At 39.8% G+C, this 16,681-nt stretch carries 14 protein-coding genes, 8 tRNA genes and 1 pseudogene; 6 read left to right on the top strand and 17 right to left on the bottom strand.

All coding sequences use genetic code 11. From position 1 onward, the window contains the following. The first annotated feature begins 99 nt into the window (after positions 1–99). Positions 100–885 (top strand): YdcF family protein, encoded by a 786-nt coding sequence (locus MP622_RS01485; RefSeq protein ID WP_243792157.1) that lies wholly within the window; start codon positions 100–102, stop codon positions 883–885. A 3-nt stretch (positions 886–888) separates the two neighbouring features. Here MP622_RS01485 and MP622_RS01480 read toward each other — a convergent pair whose 3' ends face one another. The 11 genes from MP622_RS01480 to MP622_RS01430 all read right to left on the bottom strand — a co-directional run bounded on the left by MP622_RS01480 (position 889) and on the right by MP622_RS01430 (position 3,538). After that, the gene (locus MP622_RS01480; protein WP_243792155.1) at positions 889–1,350 is read right to left on the bottom strand and encodes a DUF2750 domain-containing protein; all 462 of its coding nucleotides are present in this window, start codon (positions 1,348–1,350) and stop codon (positions 889–891) included. Positions 1,351–1,430: 80 nt separating this feature from the next. Next, positions 1,431–1,506 (bottom strand) — tRNA-Val (locus tag MP622_RS01475). Positions 1,507–1,600: 94 nt separating this feature from the next. After that, positions 1,601–1,677, bottom strand: a tRNA-Asp gene (locus MP622_RS01470). 44 nt (positions 1,678–1,721) lie between these two features. Further along, positions 1,722–1,797, bottom strand: a tRNA-Val gene (locus MP622_RS01465). A 100-nt stretch (positions 1,798–1,897) separates the two neighbouring features. Further along, positions 1,898–1,974, bottom strand: a tRNA-Asp gene (locus MP622_RS01460). Between the two features lie 13 nt (positions 1,975–1,987). Next, positions 1,988–2,063 (bottom strand) — tRNA-Val (locus MP622_RS01455). A gap of 21 nt (positions 2,064–2,084) precedes the next feature. Continuing rightward, a tRNA-Asp gene (locus MP622_RS01450) sits at positions 2,085–2,161 on the bottom strand. A gap of 50 nt (positions 2,162–2,211) precedes the next feature. Continuing rightward, a tRNA-Asp gene (locus tag MP622_RS01445) sits at positions 2,212–2,288 on the bottom strand. Positions 2,289–2,311: 23 nt separating this feature from the next. Continuing rightward, positions 2,312–2,387 (bottom strand) — tRNA-Val (locus tag MP622_RS01440). Positions 2,388–2,615: 228 nt separating this feature from the next. Continuing rightward, positions 2,616–3,122 (bottom strand): cell wall-recycling L,D-carboxypeptidase ElsL, encoded by a 507-nt coding sequence (elsL, locus tag MP622_RS01435; RefSeq protein ID WP_016167060.1) that lies wholly within the window; start codon positions 3,120–3,122, stop codon positions 2,616–2,618. Between the two features lie 41 nt (positions 3,123–3,163). Then, entirely contained in the window at positions 3,164–3,538 is a 375-nt protein-coding gene (locus MP622_RS01430) for a YbaN family protein (protein WP_016167061.1), read from the bottom strand. A 96-nt stretch (positions 3,539–3,634) separates the two neighbouring features. On the opposite strand from MP622_RS01430, the gene MP622_RS01425 reads away from it, so the two are divergent. The 3 genes from MP622_RS01425 to dapE all read left to right on the top strand — a co-directional run bounded on the left by MP622_RS01425 (position 3,635) and on the right by dapE (position 6,019). Further along, positions 3,635–4,513, top strand: coding sequence for a DUF1853 family protein (locus MP622_RS01425; RefSeq protein WP_243792153.1), 879 nt, complete (start codon positions 3,635–3,637; stop codon positions 4,511–4,513). 115 nt (positions 4,514–4,628) lie between these two features. Then, a complete protein-coding gene (locus MP622_RS01420) occupies positions 4,629–4,769 on the top strand; it encodes an entericidin A/B family lipoprotein (protein ID WP_016167063.1) in 141 nt (46 codons plus the stop codon). A 116-nt stretch (positions 4,770–4,885) separates the two neighbouring features. Next, positions 4,886–6,019: a succinyl-diaminopimelate desuccinylase gene (gene dapE, locus MP622_RS01415; protein WP_044738274.1), complete on the top strand. Its 1,134-nt coding sequence runs from the start codon at positions 4,886–4,888 to the stop codon at positions 6,017–6,019. 64 nt (positions 6,020–6,083) lie between these two features. Here dapE and MP622_RS01410 read toward each other — a convergent pair whose 3' ends face one another. The 6 genes and pseudogenes from MP622_RS01410 to pilG form a co-directional block, all read right to left on the bottom strand. Continuing rightward, positions 6,084–6,548 (bottom strand): hypothetical protein, encoded by a 465-nt coding sequence (locus MP622_RS01410; RefSeq protein ID WP_016167065.1) that lies wholly within the window; start codon positions 6,546–6,548, stop codon positions 6,084–6,086. 4 nt (positions 6,549–6,552) lie between these two features. Next, positions 6,553–11,040 carry an Hpt domain-containing protein gene (locus MP622_RS01405; RefSeq protein ID WP_243792151.1) on the bottom strand — a complete coding sequence of 1,496 codons (4,488 nt, stop codon included), beginning with the start codon at positions 11,038–11,040 and terminating at the stop codon, positions 6,553–6,555. Positions 11,041–11,196: 156 nt separating this feature from the next. Next, positions 11,197–13,269, bottom strand: a complete 2,073-nt coding sequence (locus MP622_RS01400) for a methyl-accepting chemotaxis protein (protein ID WP_016167067.1) — start codon at positions 13,267–13,269, stop codon at positions 11,197–11,199. 47 nt (positions 13,270–13,316) lie between these two features. Further along, positions 13,317–13,853: a chemotaxis protein CheW gene (locus MP622_RS01395; RefSeq protein WP_016167068.1), complete on the bottom strand. Its 537-nt coding sequence runs from the start codon at positions 13,851–13,853 to the stop codon at positions 13,317–13,319. A gap of 72 nt (positions 13,854–13,925) precedes the next feature. Further along, positions 13,926–14,225: pseudogene (locus tag MP622_RS01390) on the bottom strand (response regulator); the annotation flags it as partial. A gap of 20 nt (positions 14,226–14,245) precedes the next feature. Beyond that, positions 14,246–14,629, bottom strand: a complete 384-nt coding sequence (gene pilG / locus MP622_RS01385) for a twitching motility response regulator PilG (protein WP_004723803.1) — start codon at positions 14,627–14,629, stop codon at positions 14,246–14,248. A gap of 283 nt (positions 14,630–14,912) precedes the next feature. On the opposite strand from pilG, the gene MP622_RS01380 reads away from it, so the two are divergent. Beyond that, positions 14,913–15,554, top strand: coding sequence for a hypothetical protein (locus MP622_RS01380; RefSeq protein ID WP_044738272.1), 642 nt, complete (start codon positions 14,913–14,915; stop codon positions 15,552–15,554). Between the two features lie 27 nt (positions 15,555–15,581). Next, a complete protein-coding gene (locus MP622_RS01375; protein WP_243792149.1) occupies positions 15,582–16,679 on the top strand; it encodes an efflux RND transporter periplasmic adaptor subunit in 1,098 nt (365 codons plus the stop codon). Positions 16,680–16,681: the final 2 nt, after the last annotated feature.

Below are 16,681 nucleotides of genomic sequence, written 5' to 3'. Positions count from 1 at the left end.
AATAGGCTCGGTTTTTTATTCATCATTTTATTTATCCATTCCGCAATACGTTTCATGTCATAAGTATTTATCTTCAACACATCAAACCAATCTAGAATTATGCAATCAATACGATTAAAAAGACTATTCGCAGCAATTATTGGAACTGCACTCTTCCTAGATGGGGCTTATTTAATTAGTCTCAATAAAATTCATTTAGGTACTATACTGCCGTTGTTAATTGGATCAGGACTGCTAGTCTTTGCACTTCTCTACCCTAAAGTTCAACTCTTTGTTCACCAAACTCGATATAGACATATCCTTTGGCGTATAGGTTGCTGGGGATTTTTGCTTTGGAGTACAAGCGTACTTTGCTTTTTTATCTATTTGCATCTAGCAAGCCAAAATAATGCTCAACTCACACCTGTAAAAGCTATTATTGTTTTGGGAAGTGGTATCGAGCATGGTCAACCCTCCGCAACCTTAGCACAGCGCTTAAATCGAGCTGCCGTACTGGCAAAACAACAACCCAACACCCCCCTCATCATGACGGGCGGTTTAGATTTTCGAGAAAAATTCACTGAAGCAGAAGTAATGTCAAAGTACGTTCAGCAAAACTTCTCGATATCCCCTACTCGTATTTGGTTAGAAGACAAAAGCACCAGTACCGATTTAAATCTAAAGAATAGCAAACCCATTCTTGCTCAGCTCAATATTCAATTGAATGAACCTATTGCTATCGTTACCAGTGATTTCCATACCTTAAGAGCTGCTGCAATTGCCCATAAACAAGGCTATCGTCATATCATTACTGTAGCCGCGCCCACACCTTTAATTAACCGTTATAATTCATGGCTTAGAGAATATTTTGCTTATGGTAGTGGTTGGCTCTTAAATGAGTTTTAAGGATTAATTCAGACGAATATGACGAGGAAGAGGAAGCTTCATATCCTGAAACAACTCAGGTTTTTGCATATAGACTTGGTATAAATAGTTTTTTAAATCTAACAACAATTTCTCTGGTGCAACCAAGATATTTTGCCCCTCAGGCGTTAAGTCCAAAGAAATGGTGGTCTGTTCCTTTCTTAAATAGGGAATCAATTTTTCCACCAAATCTTTAAGACTAATTTCTCTCAATTCATAATGTGCCCAATTGTCTCTAATCAACAATTTAGCTAAATTTTTATTTTGCCAGATTGCAAATGCACGTTGCCCTGTTGGGGTCGCGCATAACGCCCAACCATCCTGATATAAAGCACTCACAGATCCTTGAGCAACCATGTTTTCAATAAATTGCTGATAGATATTCTTCGCACTCGGGCTAGAATTATGACTTTTAGATGCAGCTTTACGCTGATAAGGATTTCTCATATCAATGATATATATTGAATTATTATTGAATAATAAATTCTATATAAAAGACTGAGTTTAAACAATATGAAGGAAATATATGGTGGGCGCTGACGGGATCGAACCGCCGACATTCTGCTTGTAAGGCAGACGCTCTACCAACTGAGCTAAGCGCCCTGAAGAATAAAAATAGAGACCTATTTTTATAAAACCGAGATAAAGGTGCTTTATCTGGATTAAACATCTTATTCAGGGAAATAAGATATTAAAATGGCGCAGCGGACGGGGCTCGAACCCGCGACCCTCGGCGTGACAGGCCGATATTCTAACCAACTGAACTACCGCTGCAACACGGAATTCTTAAAACCAAAATCCATAATCTGTCAAAATTATGGTGGGCGCTGACGGGATCGAACCGCCGACATTCTGCTTGTAAGGCAGACGCTCTACCAACTGAGCTAAGCGCCCTAAGGCATTAAAAATAGCATCACTATTTTTAGGATGCAAGATAAACACTATGGATTATCTTTTAAAACACAACTTGTCAGACTGTAAAACTTCTTTGAAATGGCGCAGCGGACGGGGCTCGAACCCGCGACCCTCGGCGTGACAGGCCGATATTCTAACCAACTGAACTACCGCTGCATCGCAAAGAATATGGTGGGCGCTGACGGGATCGAACCGCCGACATTCTGCTTGTAAGGCAGACGCTCTACCAACTGAGCTAAGCGCCCTCAAAAGCTATTTTGTATAAATGGCGCAGCGGACGGGGCTCGAACCCGCGACCCTCGGCGTGACAGGCCGATATTCTAACCAACTGAACTACCGCTGCACTTACACAATATCGCATTTGTGGTACAAACAATTATTAAACTCATCAAGTGGCGCAGCGGACGGGGCTCGAACCCGCGACCCCCGGCGTGACAGGCCGGTATTCTAACCAACTGAACTACCGCTGCACTGAGAGTTTAACGTAAAGGCTTGGTGGGCGCTGACGGGATCGAACCGCCGACATTCTGCTTGTAAGGCAGACGCTCTACCAACTGAGCTAAGCGCCCTTAACGTCTTCATCGTTTGTGTGGTGCATTATAGAGAATCCTGACCGAGTGTCAAACGCTTTTCTCACTGTTTTCATAATTTTATGTTTGAGTGATTAAAAAATAAGTGTTTTGCTATAAAAACAAGCAAATTCTGCAAGTTATTTCAAAAGTATGCGTATTTTTTACACATAGCCGCTATCTTTATTTTTAAACATTTTTAACGCCATAGATGAAAATGACAACGCTTTAACTTAAATTTAATGTTTGTTCCGAAATATAGACCAACGCATTTTCAGGAATCAGTTCAAATAATTCGATGACATCTTGATTGCGCATCCGGATACAACCATGTGACATTGGAATACCCATGGGTTCGCTATCTGGTGTACCGTGAATATAAATATAACGATTGAAGGTATCGCATCCCTCACCTTGATTAAACTGTGGCTCTAAACCAGCAAGCCATAAAATACGTGACAAGATCCAGTCACGTTCTGGAAATGCTGTGGCAAGCTCCAGATCATAAACCTCCCCTGTTTCTTTACGTGCAATAAAGACTGCATTAATTGGTGAAAACTCACCAAACTTTAACGCCACTTTGTGCCATCCTCTTGGTGTCTTGCCACTATTTTCTTGTTCACCAATCCCATTTTTACCCGATGAAATCACATAGAATTTATTATGCTTAGGAAGTTGCAAAGTCTGCTCTGCTAAATCGATTAAAATATCTGCTTGTTGTAATGAATATTGCATTGAACTGTCCTAAAAAACGTGCAATTAGTTATGAGCATTATCTATCGTGCTTCACTCGAAACTGGTTCCGGGCGCAACCATAACCAGATTGCAACAATCAACATGGTCAAATCTGTAAAGACTTTGACCGCAAAAGGTGCTGTTGTAAATAGCATCAATACGCCACTGAGCAGCATCATGCTGGAAGCAATCCATTTAGCTTTGCGTGGTACAGTGCCATTTTCACGCCAAGCTCGAAGTGTTGCGCCATGCTTTGGATGATTTAACAACCAATCATCTACTTGTGGCCAACCTTTTGAGGCTGCCCACGCGGCTAAAATTAAAAATACTGTTGTTGGCATACCAGGTAGTACAGCACCAATAAAGCCAAGGATGACAAAAAGCACCACTAAACTTCGCCAAAACACTATCTTCATCTTCAAGCCCTAATCTAGAATTGCGCTAGTATAAAATGTTTTTACACTTTATCCTTTTTAAATTCTGTACATTGTTCTGCCGTTTCGGTTTTCACTATGTTTCCAACCTTACAACAAGACCATCTTTTTGAACCATGGCTCAATTTTAAAAATCCACTGGTGAGGCAATTGGCTTTTAGCCTTGCCAGCCCCAATATTCTAAGTGCTTATCCCGAGCAATTTGACGTTCAACAGGCATTTCAATTTCATACAGAGTCGGTTTGGACTCAGTACTTTCACCTCTACCAAACTCGTTTAGATTATTTAGATCAACATCCAACTGAATTAGAAAACTTTTTAAATCAATTAAAAAGCACTCGACTAGGATTACGCTTTGAAATGTTTATTTGGTTTTGGTTATGTGATCATAATTATCACCCTTATGAACTTTTAGGGCACAGCATCCAACAAATTGCAGGCCCTAAAACTTTAGGCGAATTGGATTTTTTACTTAAAAATACGCAGACCAATCAAATTGAACATTGGGAAGTGGCTTTAAAATACTATTTAGCAGAATGTGATTTTTCTTTTCCGCATTGGTATGGGCTTAATCGGACAGATACATTAAAACGTAAATTAAACCATTTTACCCAAAAGCAGTTTCAATTTGATCAAGCACTGAATTACCCAATACAACAACGCTTTGTCATCTTAAAGGGGCAACTATATTTGCCTTTGCATGCAACCACACAGCAAATCCCACATTGGCTGAACTCACATAGAAGAATAGGCTTGTGGGGCTATGATTTTATTCCTCAAACAGCATTCCCCTATCGCTTACAACGCCACGAATGGCTCTGCCCTCATGCTGCTGCAACCAGTGTAACACCTCTGCTCTGGACTGATGGTTTGTATTGTTATTTGGATAAAGATGGGGAACAAAATTTTTATATGTATCGCAACCGCCCTCTGCTACAGCATTATGCTCAGCATTAAAATGACGCCATATACATTCTTTAACTTTTTTATAATGAAATCATGGTACTGTTTATGCTGAATGTTTTTTAATCTATATGTGCTCAAGATAATAATTCATGTTTTGGAGAACACTATGAAAAAAGCAATCGCGATCTCATTACTACTCACTTTTTTTCTAGCAGGCTGTAATACGGTCGCAGGTGTAGGTAAAGACGTTTCCAAAGTTGGGGATGTGGTTACAGACAGCGCGGAAAAATCAGCAGACAAATTATAATCCCCCCAAAAGAACATCAAGACCTTATCAAAACGATAAGGTTTTTTTATATCAAAACTCCCTTTCTTGATTCGATTCGCCTATCATAGCAGCATATTTTTCATTTGCTTTCCTGTATGAACCACTCCGAAACACTCGAACTTAGTCTGCAATTACTCCGCCAACCCTCTGTTACGCCTGTCGATCATGACTGTCAAAACATTATGGCTGAGCGTTTAGCAAAAATTGGTTTTAACATTGAACCTATGCGTTTTGATGATGTTGATAATCTTTGGGCGCGCAAAGGGACTGAAGCTCCAGTGTTCTGTTTCGCAGGGCATACAGATGTAGTACCAACAGGCAATTTAAATGCTTGGCACTCAGAACCGTTTATTCCAGAAATCCGTGATGGCAAACTCTATGGTCGTGGTAGTGCAGACATGAAAACTGCATTGGCGGCAATGGTGGTGGCATCAGAACGATTTGTAGCTAAGCACCCAAATCACAAAGGCTCAATCGCATTTTTAATCACCTCTGATGAAGAAGGTCCTGCGATTAATGGAACTGTAAAAGTTATTGAAACGCTAGAAGCTCGCCAAGAAAAAATGACTTGGTGCCTTGTAGGTGAGCCATCAAGTACGCATCATTTAGGCGATATTGTAAAAAATGGTCGTCGTGGTTCATTAAATGCAGTACTGACTGTAAAAGGAAAACAAGGCCATGTAGCTTACCCTCACCTTGCGATTAATCCAATTCACATGGCTTCTAAAGCTGTTGCAGAACTGTGTGATACCGTTTGGGATCAAGGAAATGAGTATTTCCCTGCAACTTCTTTCCAAGTTTCTAATATCCAAGCGGGTACAGGTGCAACCAATGTGGTACCTGGGACAATGACGGTAACATTTAACTTCCGCTATTCGACAGAAGTCACAGCAGAAGAATTAAAAGCCCGTGTGTTAGAAATTTTAGATCGTCATGGTTTAACTTACGAAATCCAATGGACACATTCTGGCTTACCATTCCTCACCCCAGTAGGCGAGTTGGTGAATGCTGCGAAAAATGCAATTCGGAATGTTACTGGTCGTGAAACTGAGTTATCGACCAGTGGCGGAACATCAGATGGTCGTTTTATTGCACCTACAGGCGCCCAAGTACTTGAACTAGGTGTACTTAATGCCAGCATCCATCAAATTGATGAGCACGTTAATGTAGCAGATTTAGAACCTTTGGCTGAAATTTATGAGCAAATTTTAGAAGGCTTATTAGCTTAAGACTTTTGAATAAACAGCGAATAAAAAACCCATGTTGAACATGGGTTTTTTATTGTTGAAGCTTTTATGAGTTAATACCTAAACTGGCTTGAATCTGGACTACATTCGGGACTTGGAACGTTTGTTCGCCCATTCTCACATACTGAAACACCATAGGATCAGTAACTGTCATTTCTTCGTCAACCACCTCAGAAATACGAACACGTACAGATTTCGGCATTTCATTACACATCAAGGCAAAACGCTGATCTACTTCATCACCTTCAATCACCAATGCAACACCTGTCTCTTTTGCAGGATCATTCACCGCATAAACAGGTAATTTTACATCGTGCCACTCTACTGAAGAAACATGTGTCTGGCTATCCAATGCGGAAAGTACAATGTTTTGAGGTAATAACATCGCAACTTTGCCATAACACTGAATGATATAAGCATCAATAAATCCAGTAGAAACTGTAATAAGATGATGTAACTCTTGCTGACTAATTTGGTCTAAAACCGATTTATTCGCGATTTTTCCACTCATCAAATTACCCCTGTTTCACAGTCAAAAGACTTTCTATGTTATTCAACAATTCAGCCTCTTGGAATGGTTTACCCATATAATGAGTTACACCCAAACTAAATGCTCGTTCACGATGCTTTTCACCCGTACGTGATGTAATCATGATAATTGGGAGTTGCTTATGAACTTCGTGGTGACGAATTAAGTTAGTTACTTCAAATCCGTCCATACGTGGCATTTCAATATCTAACAGCATTAAATCAGGTTTGACATTTTCTAACTGCTCCATGGCATCCACACCATCTTTCGCAGTGACGACATCATAACCTTGGCGCTCTAATAGACGTGAAGTAACTTTACGTACTGTAACCGAGTCATCGACAATCATGATTAAACGACGTGTATTGCTATAACGATAAGAATCACGTTGATCATGGCCATGTTTCACACGTTGTGTGGTTTGCACTTGACGGGCAATATTTTGTCCATCCAAAATCAAACACACTTGTCCATCACCTAGAATCGTTGCACCTGCTATCGCACCAATTGCAGCAAATTGCTGGCCAATTGGTTTCACGACAATTTGCGCACGTGAACCAATCAATTGATCAACCAATAAGGCAATCGTTTGACCACTATTACCCTTAATTAACAATACAGGTAACGAATGAGCAATATTGCTTAAACGCGGTAAAGGCTGATTGGAAACAAATTCAGAAAGATAACGTAACTTATAGCTTTGGTTATCAATTTTGAAATAATCTTCTTTACTATTAAAGTAAGTTTCCAAAGTCGTTGGTGCAATTCGAATGATACGCTCAATTTGTGCCAAAGGAATTGCGAATTGCTGATCCCCAGATTTCACCATTAAGGCATCACTTACTGCTACAGTCGTTGGAACGCGGATACTAAAACTTGTTCCTTTTCCAAGGGTTGAATCTACAGTGACATGACCACCCAACGCCTTAATCGAGCTTTGTACGACATCCAGACCAACACCTCGCCCAGAAATTTGAGTTACTTGCTGTGCAGTACTGAAACCAGGATGGAAAATCAACTGCAGAATTTCTTCTTTTTCAAGTAATTGATCTTCTTTCATCAAACCTAAAGAAATGGCTTTTTCTTTAATTCGATTTACGTCAATCCCTTTACCATCGTCATGGAATTCAACCATAACATCCGTACCTTGACGGCTAATATTGAGTTCAATTTTCCCAACTTCAGGTTTATTTGCCAACTGACGCTGCGCGGGATCTTCAATACCGTGGTCGATGGCATTTCGTAACATATGCTCAAGTGGCGTGACTAACCGCTCAAGAATAGTACGATCCAACTCTCCTTCAGTATTATTTACAATTAACTCAGCAGGTCTGTTTAAGGTTGAAGCTGTCTGACGCACAATACGTTGCAAACGAGGCAATAAGCGTGAGAATGGAACCAAGCGGGTTCGCATTAAGCCTTCTTGAATTTCGGCCTGAATACGAGATTGCTGTAATAACAAACCCTCTGTATCGCGAATTTTTTCAGCCAAAGTACTCTTGAAGTCGACCAAGTCCGAAGCAGATTCCGCCAATGATTTAGACAACTGATTTAATGATGAATATTGGTCCATTTCCAATGGGTCAAAGTCGGCGTATCGACCACCTTCACTGCCATGTTTGGCAATAATTTGCGACTCTAATTCCCCTTCCATTCGACGTAACTGGTCAGCAAGACGCTTAATCGCCAATTCCATTTCATTCAATGTATTGCCTAATTGACCAAGATCCATCTCGATACGTGAACGGTTAATCGAATTTTCGCCTGATAAATCAATCATCTTCTCAATCAAATCGGCTGAAATTCGGATCATTTCATTCGATTGATCATTGGCTCCAAAACTTTCCCACTCACCCATCATTGCTGGTGGCTCTGCTCCATCCCCTTGAATAAATTCAAAACTTGGTGCAGTTATTGGCGAGTAATCTGAGCTGCTTCGCGTTGGTAATTGAACAGTGACATCTGTATATTCAATCGCTTCCAAGCCTGCTTTTAAACTGTCAAAATTACTATAATCATGATCAAAAATAGCATGTCTTAACCATGTAATCGTGGTTTTGAGCAGCGGATCATAAACATTTGAATTGAAGTGATGTACAGCGAACTGTTCGAAAGCACTTTCTAAACGATATGCAATCGCCCCTACAGGCTCAATTTCAACCATGCGTGCACCACCTTTAAGGCTGTGCGCTGCACGTTGCAATTGAAGTAATAAACTACGGTCACTACGTTGCTCGAACCAATGCTGCAACAGTTTTTCCATCGTATCGAAAATTTCTGCAGCTTCTTCGAAGAATGTTTCTTCAACAATTGAACGCACACTCTCATCAAATGCTAAAGATTCAACATCTTGAATTGATGGTTCAACAATGTTCGGTTGTGGTACGGGTTCAACCCAATCTTGAGTTTCGGATTCTTCTTCAAATGAACTAACTTCTGCATGTACAGGCTGTACAACTGGAGACTCATTGGTCGCGGCTTCATATACAGCCACATGTTCAACAGCAGATAGTTTTTGTTCTGTAACCACTTCGGTGTCTGTAGATACCACAGCACCAGCAACCAAAGCATGAATATTATTTAAAATATCAATTGCTTCAGGAGCAGGATAATCAACCTTTTCTTCTCGAATCGTTTGAATACGATCAGCAATGTTGTCCTGAACCAGACGAACAATCTGAATCAGCGCAGGTGATACCTGAATTTGCTGATTGATAATACGTTCATAAATGGTTTCTAATTCATGTGCAATTAAACCAATATGCGTCGCTTGAATCATGTTTGCACCACCCTTCAAGGTGTGCAAATAACGCATTAAATTATTTAATGCTGCAGTATTAGACTGATCACTGCTCCATGTATGTACATCCTGATCAATCCCCATGAGCAGCTCATCAGCTTCCTCGAGGAAGATATCCAACAGATCTTCGTCAAATTGTCGATTAGCTTCATCTGCATCAACCAATTTCACATCACTGTGCAAGCGTTTTGACAAAGTCGCAAAGTCAACGGCTGCTGTCTGATGACCAGACTCGATCATTAACTCTGCTTCAAGCTCAGAAGTCATTTCTGCAGAAGGATTTTCTTCAATTGAATCAAAAATTTCCAGATCTTGCTGTACGAATGCAGTTAAATTTTGAAGCACTTGTTCTGCTGGTGCAGATAAACTTATGCGCTGCCCAGCAGCCAACGTATCAAATAGATAAATAAATTCTTGATGCGCCTGAGCGAATAGCTCATAGGCATAGTCAATGTTGAGTAATGTTGGTTTAGCTAAAAGAGCTTGGTAACACTTGTCTAAAACCTGAATAAAATCATGAATCCCCTGTGAAGCACGGTTATTGGTATGCTCCGCGAGTAAATTCGCTTTTTGACTTAATTGCTCTACATAAATAGGAAATTCATTTTTAATGCGTTTTTCAAACTCTAGCTCCGCATCCAATAACAGATCAATGTCTAATTCTATTAATTTCGATACCAAGCCTTGTGGATTTGCACTAGATTCAAATTCTTCTTGATTAAAACCGTAATTTTCCCATGCCTGATTAAATGTTTGATCAATTTGATTTAAATTTTCAACTTTACCCTGACGTAAAATATGTAAATAGTCACGCACAAATTCAGCATATTGAATAAGTAATGCTGTCTCATTTGAAGTTGAAACGATTTCTTCTTGTAAAAGCGTCTTAAATAAATTTTCAACTTTTGAACTGGCATCAAAAATTTGCTGGATATGCGCCATAGACGAACTACCACGCAAAGTATGCAAGGCACGAATCAGTCCATTATAATCAAGCACTTCGTCAGTATCTTGTTTCAAGAAGCGGTCAATCGTTGCAAGATGTTCTTCAGCTTCTTCAATGAAAATGGATGTCGTCACTTCTTGTAGATCGCTTGATTCAGCAACCACTGCTTCTTCCACCAATGCAATTTCTGCTTGAGAAGAATTTAATTCCAGTCCAGTCAAATCATCTGGAGATCTGAGTTGATCTGCTAAAGATAACAATTCTTCAAGTGCAGGTTCAATTGATTGACCTTGTTGTAGCTGCTGCCCCAATAGCACCAGAGGTCTTAAATCAATTTCTATAGGTTTGACCGCTTTGAACTGAGGATAAAGCTTAAATTGAAAAACGCGATAAACCGTTTCAGCAAATTTCTGAATCTTAAGCTCTAAAGGTACAGAACCGAAAATAACACGATTTAAAGTATCTTCGACAGCCCAAGCCACCTCACCAGCAGACTTTGCCCCCACCATTCGCCCCGAGCCTTTCAATGTATGAAAATGGCGTCGAATGATCGTTAAAGTATCCTGATCAGAAGGATTTGCTAACCACTGTTCAAAAATGGTATCTAATTCTTCAAAAATTTCTTCAATTTCTTCTACAAAGATCTCTAGAATTTCAGCATCTTGGTCAAGATAACTATCTTCTGGAAGCGTTGTCGTATCGACTAAATTTTTTAATATTTCTTTCATAGCTTTGGCTTCTTACGTTTCTCGCCACCATAAAAGGCGCTAAAACCTGAGTGTAATCATCACGCTGCACCACATTTGCAAATACAGCGCTTCGATGCTTAAAACTAGATGCATATTCCGACCTATGTCAGATCGGAATACCATAGATTAGCTAACTTATTCAGGTAGTTTGAAGTCAGTTACAGATTCACGTAGTGATTCCGCCATATTGGCAAGTTCAGAAACCGAACGTGCTGTGTCGAAAGTCGCTGTTGTAGTCTGTGACGTAATTTCTTGTACAACGTTCATCGTGGTTGCAATATGACCCGCTGATGCTGATTGCAGTTTTGCTGCATCCGAAATGCTTGCAATCAGTTTTGCCAAGTTCCCCGATACGTTTTGAATCTCATCTAGTGCTACACCAGCATCTTTAGACAAGTTCGCACCACGGACAACTTCCGAAGTCGTTTGTTCCATTGAAATAACGGCTTCGTTGGTATCTGTTTGAATCGTTTTTACCAGTGTTTCAATCTGCTTGGTTGCAGAGGCAGAACGTTCTGCAAGACGCTGTACTTCATCAGCTACGACCGCGAAACCACGACCAGCTTCACCCGCCATAGATGCCTGAATGGCTGCATTTAATGCCAAGATGTTCGTTTGGTCTGCAATATCGTTAATCAGGGCAACAATGTTACCAATTTCTTGAGATGATTCACCCAAACGTTTAATACGTTTTGATGTTTCTTGAATCTGCTCACGAATGATATCCATACCTTCAATTGAACGGTTTACAACTTCTGCACCATTGGTCGCAATCTGTACTGAACGTTCTGCTACCGTAGCTGATTCTGATGCGTTGGCAGATACTTGGTCAATCGACATTGCCATTTCATTAATTGCCGCTGATGCGCCTGCAATTTCTTGTGCTTGGTGCTCAGAAGCTTCGGCTAACTGGTTGGTAATGACCTGAGTATTTTGCGTATAGTGTGCAACCTCTGCAGAAGTTTCAGTAATACGCGAAACTAACTCACGTAATTGGTCGATCGCGAAGTTGATCGAGTCGGCAATTGCACCTGTAAAATCTTCAGATACCGTCGCATATGAACGTAAGTCACCATCTGCTAAGTCGGCAATTTCATCTAGTAAACGTAAAATCGCATTCTGGTTACGGTCATATTCTTCTTGTAAACGTGATACACGAACCTTATCGGCTTCACCACGAAGTGCTAGTAATTTAAATCCACAGAATAAGAAACCAATCAATGCCAGAATTAGGCCCAAGGCAGGAATTGCAATTAACCAACCTGTACCGCCAGATAACTTGTTTAAGTTTGTTAACAATGCATCTGATTGTTCAAAAATTGAAGAAGAAGCTTGACGTACTTTTACAATTTGCGTGGAGTTCTTTAAAACTGTTGCTGCCGCAGATTTTAATACTTCATCATATTCCGCTTTAATACCGTCTAAAGATTCACGTAAAGCAGGTTCTGTAATCTGTTGTACACCTAGTTCTGCACTGCCATTAATTTGCGCATTCAAATACGAACCAAATGTTTCAGTATCCGCACTAAAGTCATCTGCTGATGCACTTGAGTTAGTAGTACCTGTTAATACCGAGTTAATCGAACGTAAAATACGTTCCGCAATAAACACCTGGTTTTTCGCAATAACTACCTGACTACTTGGCATATTTTGACGTGCCATTTGGTCAACCATCAAGTTATATTCAGCCTGAATACCTGGAATACTTTCACTGATTGCAATGTTAGTGTCATATAACTGATTAATGATTTTTTGTTGTGAAGCAATTAAATCAATATTTTCAGAAACTTTTTTCCATTGTGCATCGACTTCACGTAGTGCAGGAGTACTCGCTTGGATATCGTTAACCGTTTCAAGGTTTTCAGCGAAAGCCTTTTGCGAATCTGTCAATTTTTTAATTGCTTCTGGTGTACCAGAAGCAGTTGCCTCTGTCGCTTGACGCGAAATCGTTTGTGATAAAAGACGTAAATCACCCAAACTACGGGTAAATTCGTTATTACGCGGTACGCTATAGAATAGATATAACAGAAGGAATAGGGCCAAGATGATACAAAACGCTGCACCCAAAATTAATGGTTTGGACTTTTCACTGTCACCGAATACACGTGAAAACTGTTCCGTCTGTGATTGAATTTTTGCTACTAAAGCATTACCACCCGCACGGTTGGTACTTTCACCTGCATTTTTCTTTTTTAGTTTAAAGCCCATGCAGCTTCTCCCCGAATTTTGCCTTCATTCTTAATGAGTTGGACTATTTAATTTATAAGTTTTATAGATGCGTTCATATATTTTGGATTTTGCAATAAACGACTAAATAAGAAAACATGCCATTGTTGGTTATGTTGATGAAAATACCCTTGGCAATATTCTTGTAAATTACTATCTAAATCTTTGTGTTTAGAAAAGAAACTTTTCTTATTAAAGTGTTGAATGCCCAAAACCTGATCGACGACTAATCCGACATAATGATCATGATGACTGATACATAAGACTTTTTGTGTCGGTGAATATTGGCTTCGATGTCCAGAAATATAATGAGATAAATCTGCAACTGAGAGCAATCGTCCACGAATATTAGCCAATCCCATCACCCATGACTGGGTATTTGGCACTGGCGTATATTTAGGTGGATAAATAACTTCCGAAACCTCACCTAGAGGGGCAACGAAATATTGCCCCATCATTTCAAATGCAATCCCTGACCATCGGTTTACTTCATTCTCAGTCGAAACGTAGTTTTTATTACCACGTTTCGCCAAGCGAAGTAATTCGATAAATCCGTTCGCTGCCATAGTTTATCCTGCGTTGAGGTGCTGCTTAATGGTGTCAATCAATTGCTGTTCATCAATTGGCTTAGTTAACTAATCACATGCCCCTTGACGTTTACCCCAAACACGGTCAGTTGCCTGATCTTTGGTACTCACAATCACAACAGGAATATGTTTGGTTGTTTCACCACGCGCAATTTGACGCGTTGCCTGAAAACCATTTACACCAGGCATCACCACATCCATAAGCACCAGATCAGGAAGTTCTGCTTGTGCCATTGTTACCCCATCTGCACCATTTGAAGCTTCAATAACTTCAAATCCGTGCTTGCCTAATATCTCTCTGAAACGAAATGTTTCTGTAGGCGAATCATCTACAACCAAAATACGAGCCATGCTCTTCCCCAATACAAAACTTATGCTGTTACGTGATTACGAATTGCGTTTAAAAGTTCATCTTTACTGAATGGTTTTGTTAAATATTCATCAGAACCGACAACACGTCCTTTAGCCTGATCAAATAAACCATCTTTACTCGATAGCATAATGACAGGAATATTTTGATAATTTTGCGAATTTTTAATCAATGCACAAGTTTGATAGCCATCTAGACGTGGCATCATGATGTCGACAAAAACAATATCTGGATTTGCTTCAGCAATCTTTGATAAGGCCTCAAAACCATCTACTGCGGTAACAACTTCACAACCTTCACGTTGTAATAATGTTTCTGCTGTACGGCGAATGGTTTTTGAATCATCAATTACCATGACTTTTAGATTTTGAAATTTATCGTCCATTTAATGACCCGTCCAATTTTTAGAATGTACATACATTTGGTATATGAAGTTTTATTACAAGTTGCTAACATTTTTAACATATATTTACTTGTATTTTCAATGAACAGTTTCGAACTAATTCGACACTTTTTACTAATTTAACCTACAATTTCACACTTTCATTCATTCCAATATTTTTTTTAATGAATAGAGGTTTTTTCTTCGCCAGATTAGTTCTAATATAACTTTATTATTACTTAAAAATAAGTAATTTAGTCAACTTTAACTTTTTGTGGGGGATTCAATGAAAAGTCAGTTTAGTCGAAAACTTGCTTTCATTGCAGAAAAGGAAATGGCATTTAAACTTTTGCTGATTAGTCTGTTGCTCCTCCAATCAGCATTTACTTTTGCTGAAGAAGTAAAAGCCGTTTGGTATCGTTATTACGATAACAAAGGTGTGGCGAATATTAGTACCAGTGTTACCCCTAATCATATTCGCTATGGCTATGAAGCACTCGACCGCAATATGCAGGTGATTAAACGTAATCGCCCCTATAATGCGGAAACAGAACAGAAAAAAGCACCTCAACGTGCTGCTCAAGCCAAACAACGTGAAGCTGACTTACGCTTAAAACGTGCCTATACTAACAGCAAGGTTGCTATCAATAAAGGTAATGAAGCTTTAGCCAATATAAAAAAACAAATCAGCTTCCAACAAGACCAGCTCAAACAATTGCAAAATGATCGTATTTTATTTAAACGACAAGAAATGGAATATTTACGTAAAGGCGATCCTGTTCCAGCGATTTTAAAAAGCAACCTCAGCAATAATGCGACCAATATCAGCAATAAAAAAGAGCAAATTCAGTCTTTACAAACCAACTATCGCAATACGCAAGCTGAATACGCGAATATAATTGCGCGCTTAAAAGCCATGGAAAACTAATCCTGCAATGAAGTAAGGACATTTTTGATGCAGTATGCACCCCGTTTATTTAAATCATCCGCTCTCACGATTTGTCTTTTACTCGCTGCTTGTCAAAAACAACCCGAAACACTTCCCCTCAGTGAAAATAAGAAGATTGAGCTTATTCAACAAGATCTAGTTGCAATTAATTTTGGTCAATCTGTAGAAAGAACCCCATTTACAGGCAGCATTCGTGCTGTAAATCAAAGCAGCTTGCAATCTCAAGTGACAGCCACCGCAACTTTAGTCCGTGCCAATGTTGGTGATGCTGTACAACAAGGTCAGATCTTAATCCAACTCAACAATCAAGATAATGAAGCTCGTCTAGCTCAAGCGAAAGCAAATTTGGCTGCAGCTAAAGCACAAGCCAACCTTGCTCAGAACATGATGAAACGTAAGCAACGGTTACTTGATCAGGGCTTTATCTCTAGAGTTGAATTTGAACAAAATCAGGTGGACTATCAGGCACAATTAGAAAATGCTAAGGCGCAACAAGCTGCTGTTGATATTGCACTGAAAGCTGAACAAGATGGGACTTTGCGTAGCCCTATAACAGGCGTTGTCACCAAACGTCAGGTTGAACCTGGTCAAACCGTCGCGGCGGGTCAAACCTTATTTGAAATCGTTGACCCAACAAAGTTAGAACTTCAAGCACGTTTACCGAGTGATCAGCGCAATGCTTTAAAAGTAGGGCAAAAAATTGAATACCGCATACAAGGAAGTCCTGAAACACTGACCGCAACACTCAGTCGTATTTCACCACTGGCGGATTTAAATAGTCGTCAAATTGAGTTTTATGCCACACCAAACTCAGAGCTTAATCCATTAAGTATAGGCGCATTTGTTGAAGGTAATATTCTGGCAGTACCTTCTGCATCGGGACAATTAATTCCCTTAGACACGATTCAAAACCTTGAACAAAAGCCTTATGTCTGGGTGATTCGCCAGCAAAAAATTGAACGCGTTCCTATACAAATACTTGAACAGCGCTATAGCGAAAATACGGCTGTCGTCTCTGGACTGACCAGTGGCGATCAAATTAGCCGCATAAAGTTCAACGATGATGATCTTCATAAAACCGTTACGATTCAGCGAACTAAATAAGT

The sequence above is a fragment of the Acinetobacter sp. PK01 genome, from assembly GCF_022819285.1.
Taxonomy (GTDB): domain Bacteria; phylum Pseudomonadota; class Gammaproteobacteria; order Pseudomonadales; family Moraxellaceae; genus Acinetobacter; species Acinetobacter tandoii.
The sequence above is the reverse complement of the archived record's forward strand: the minus strand, read 5'-3'. Positions and strand labels throughout refer to the sequence as shown.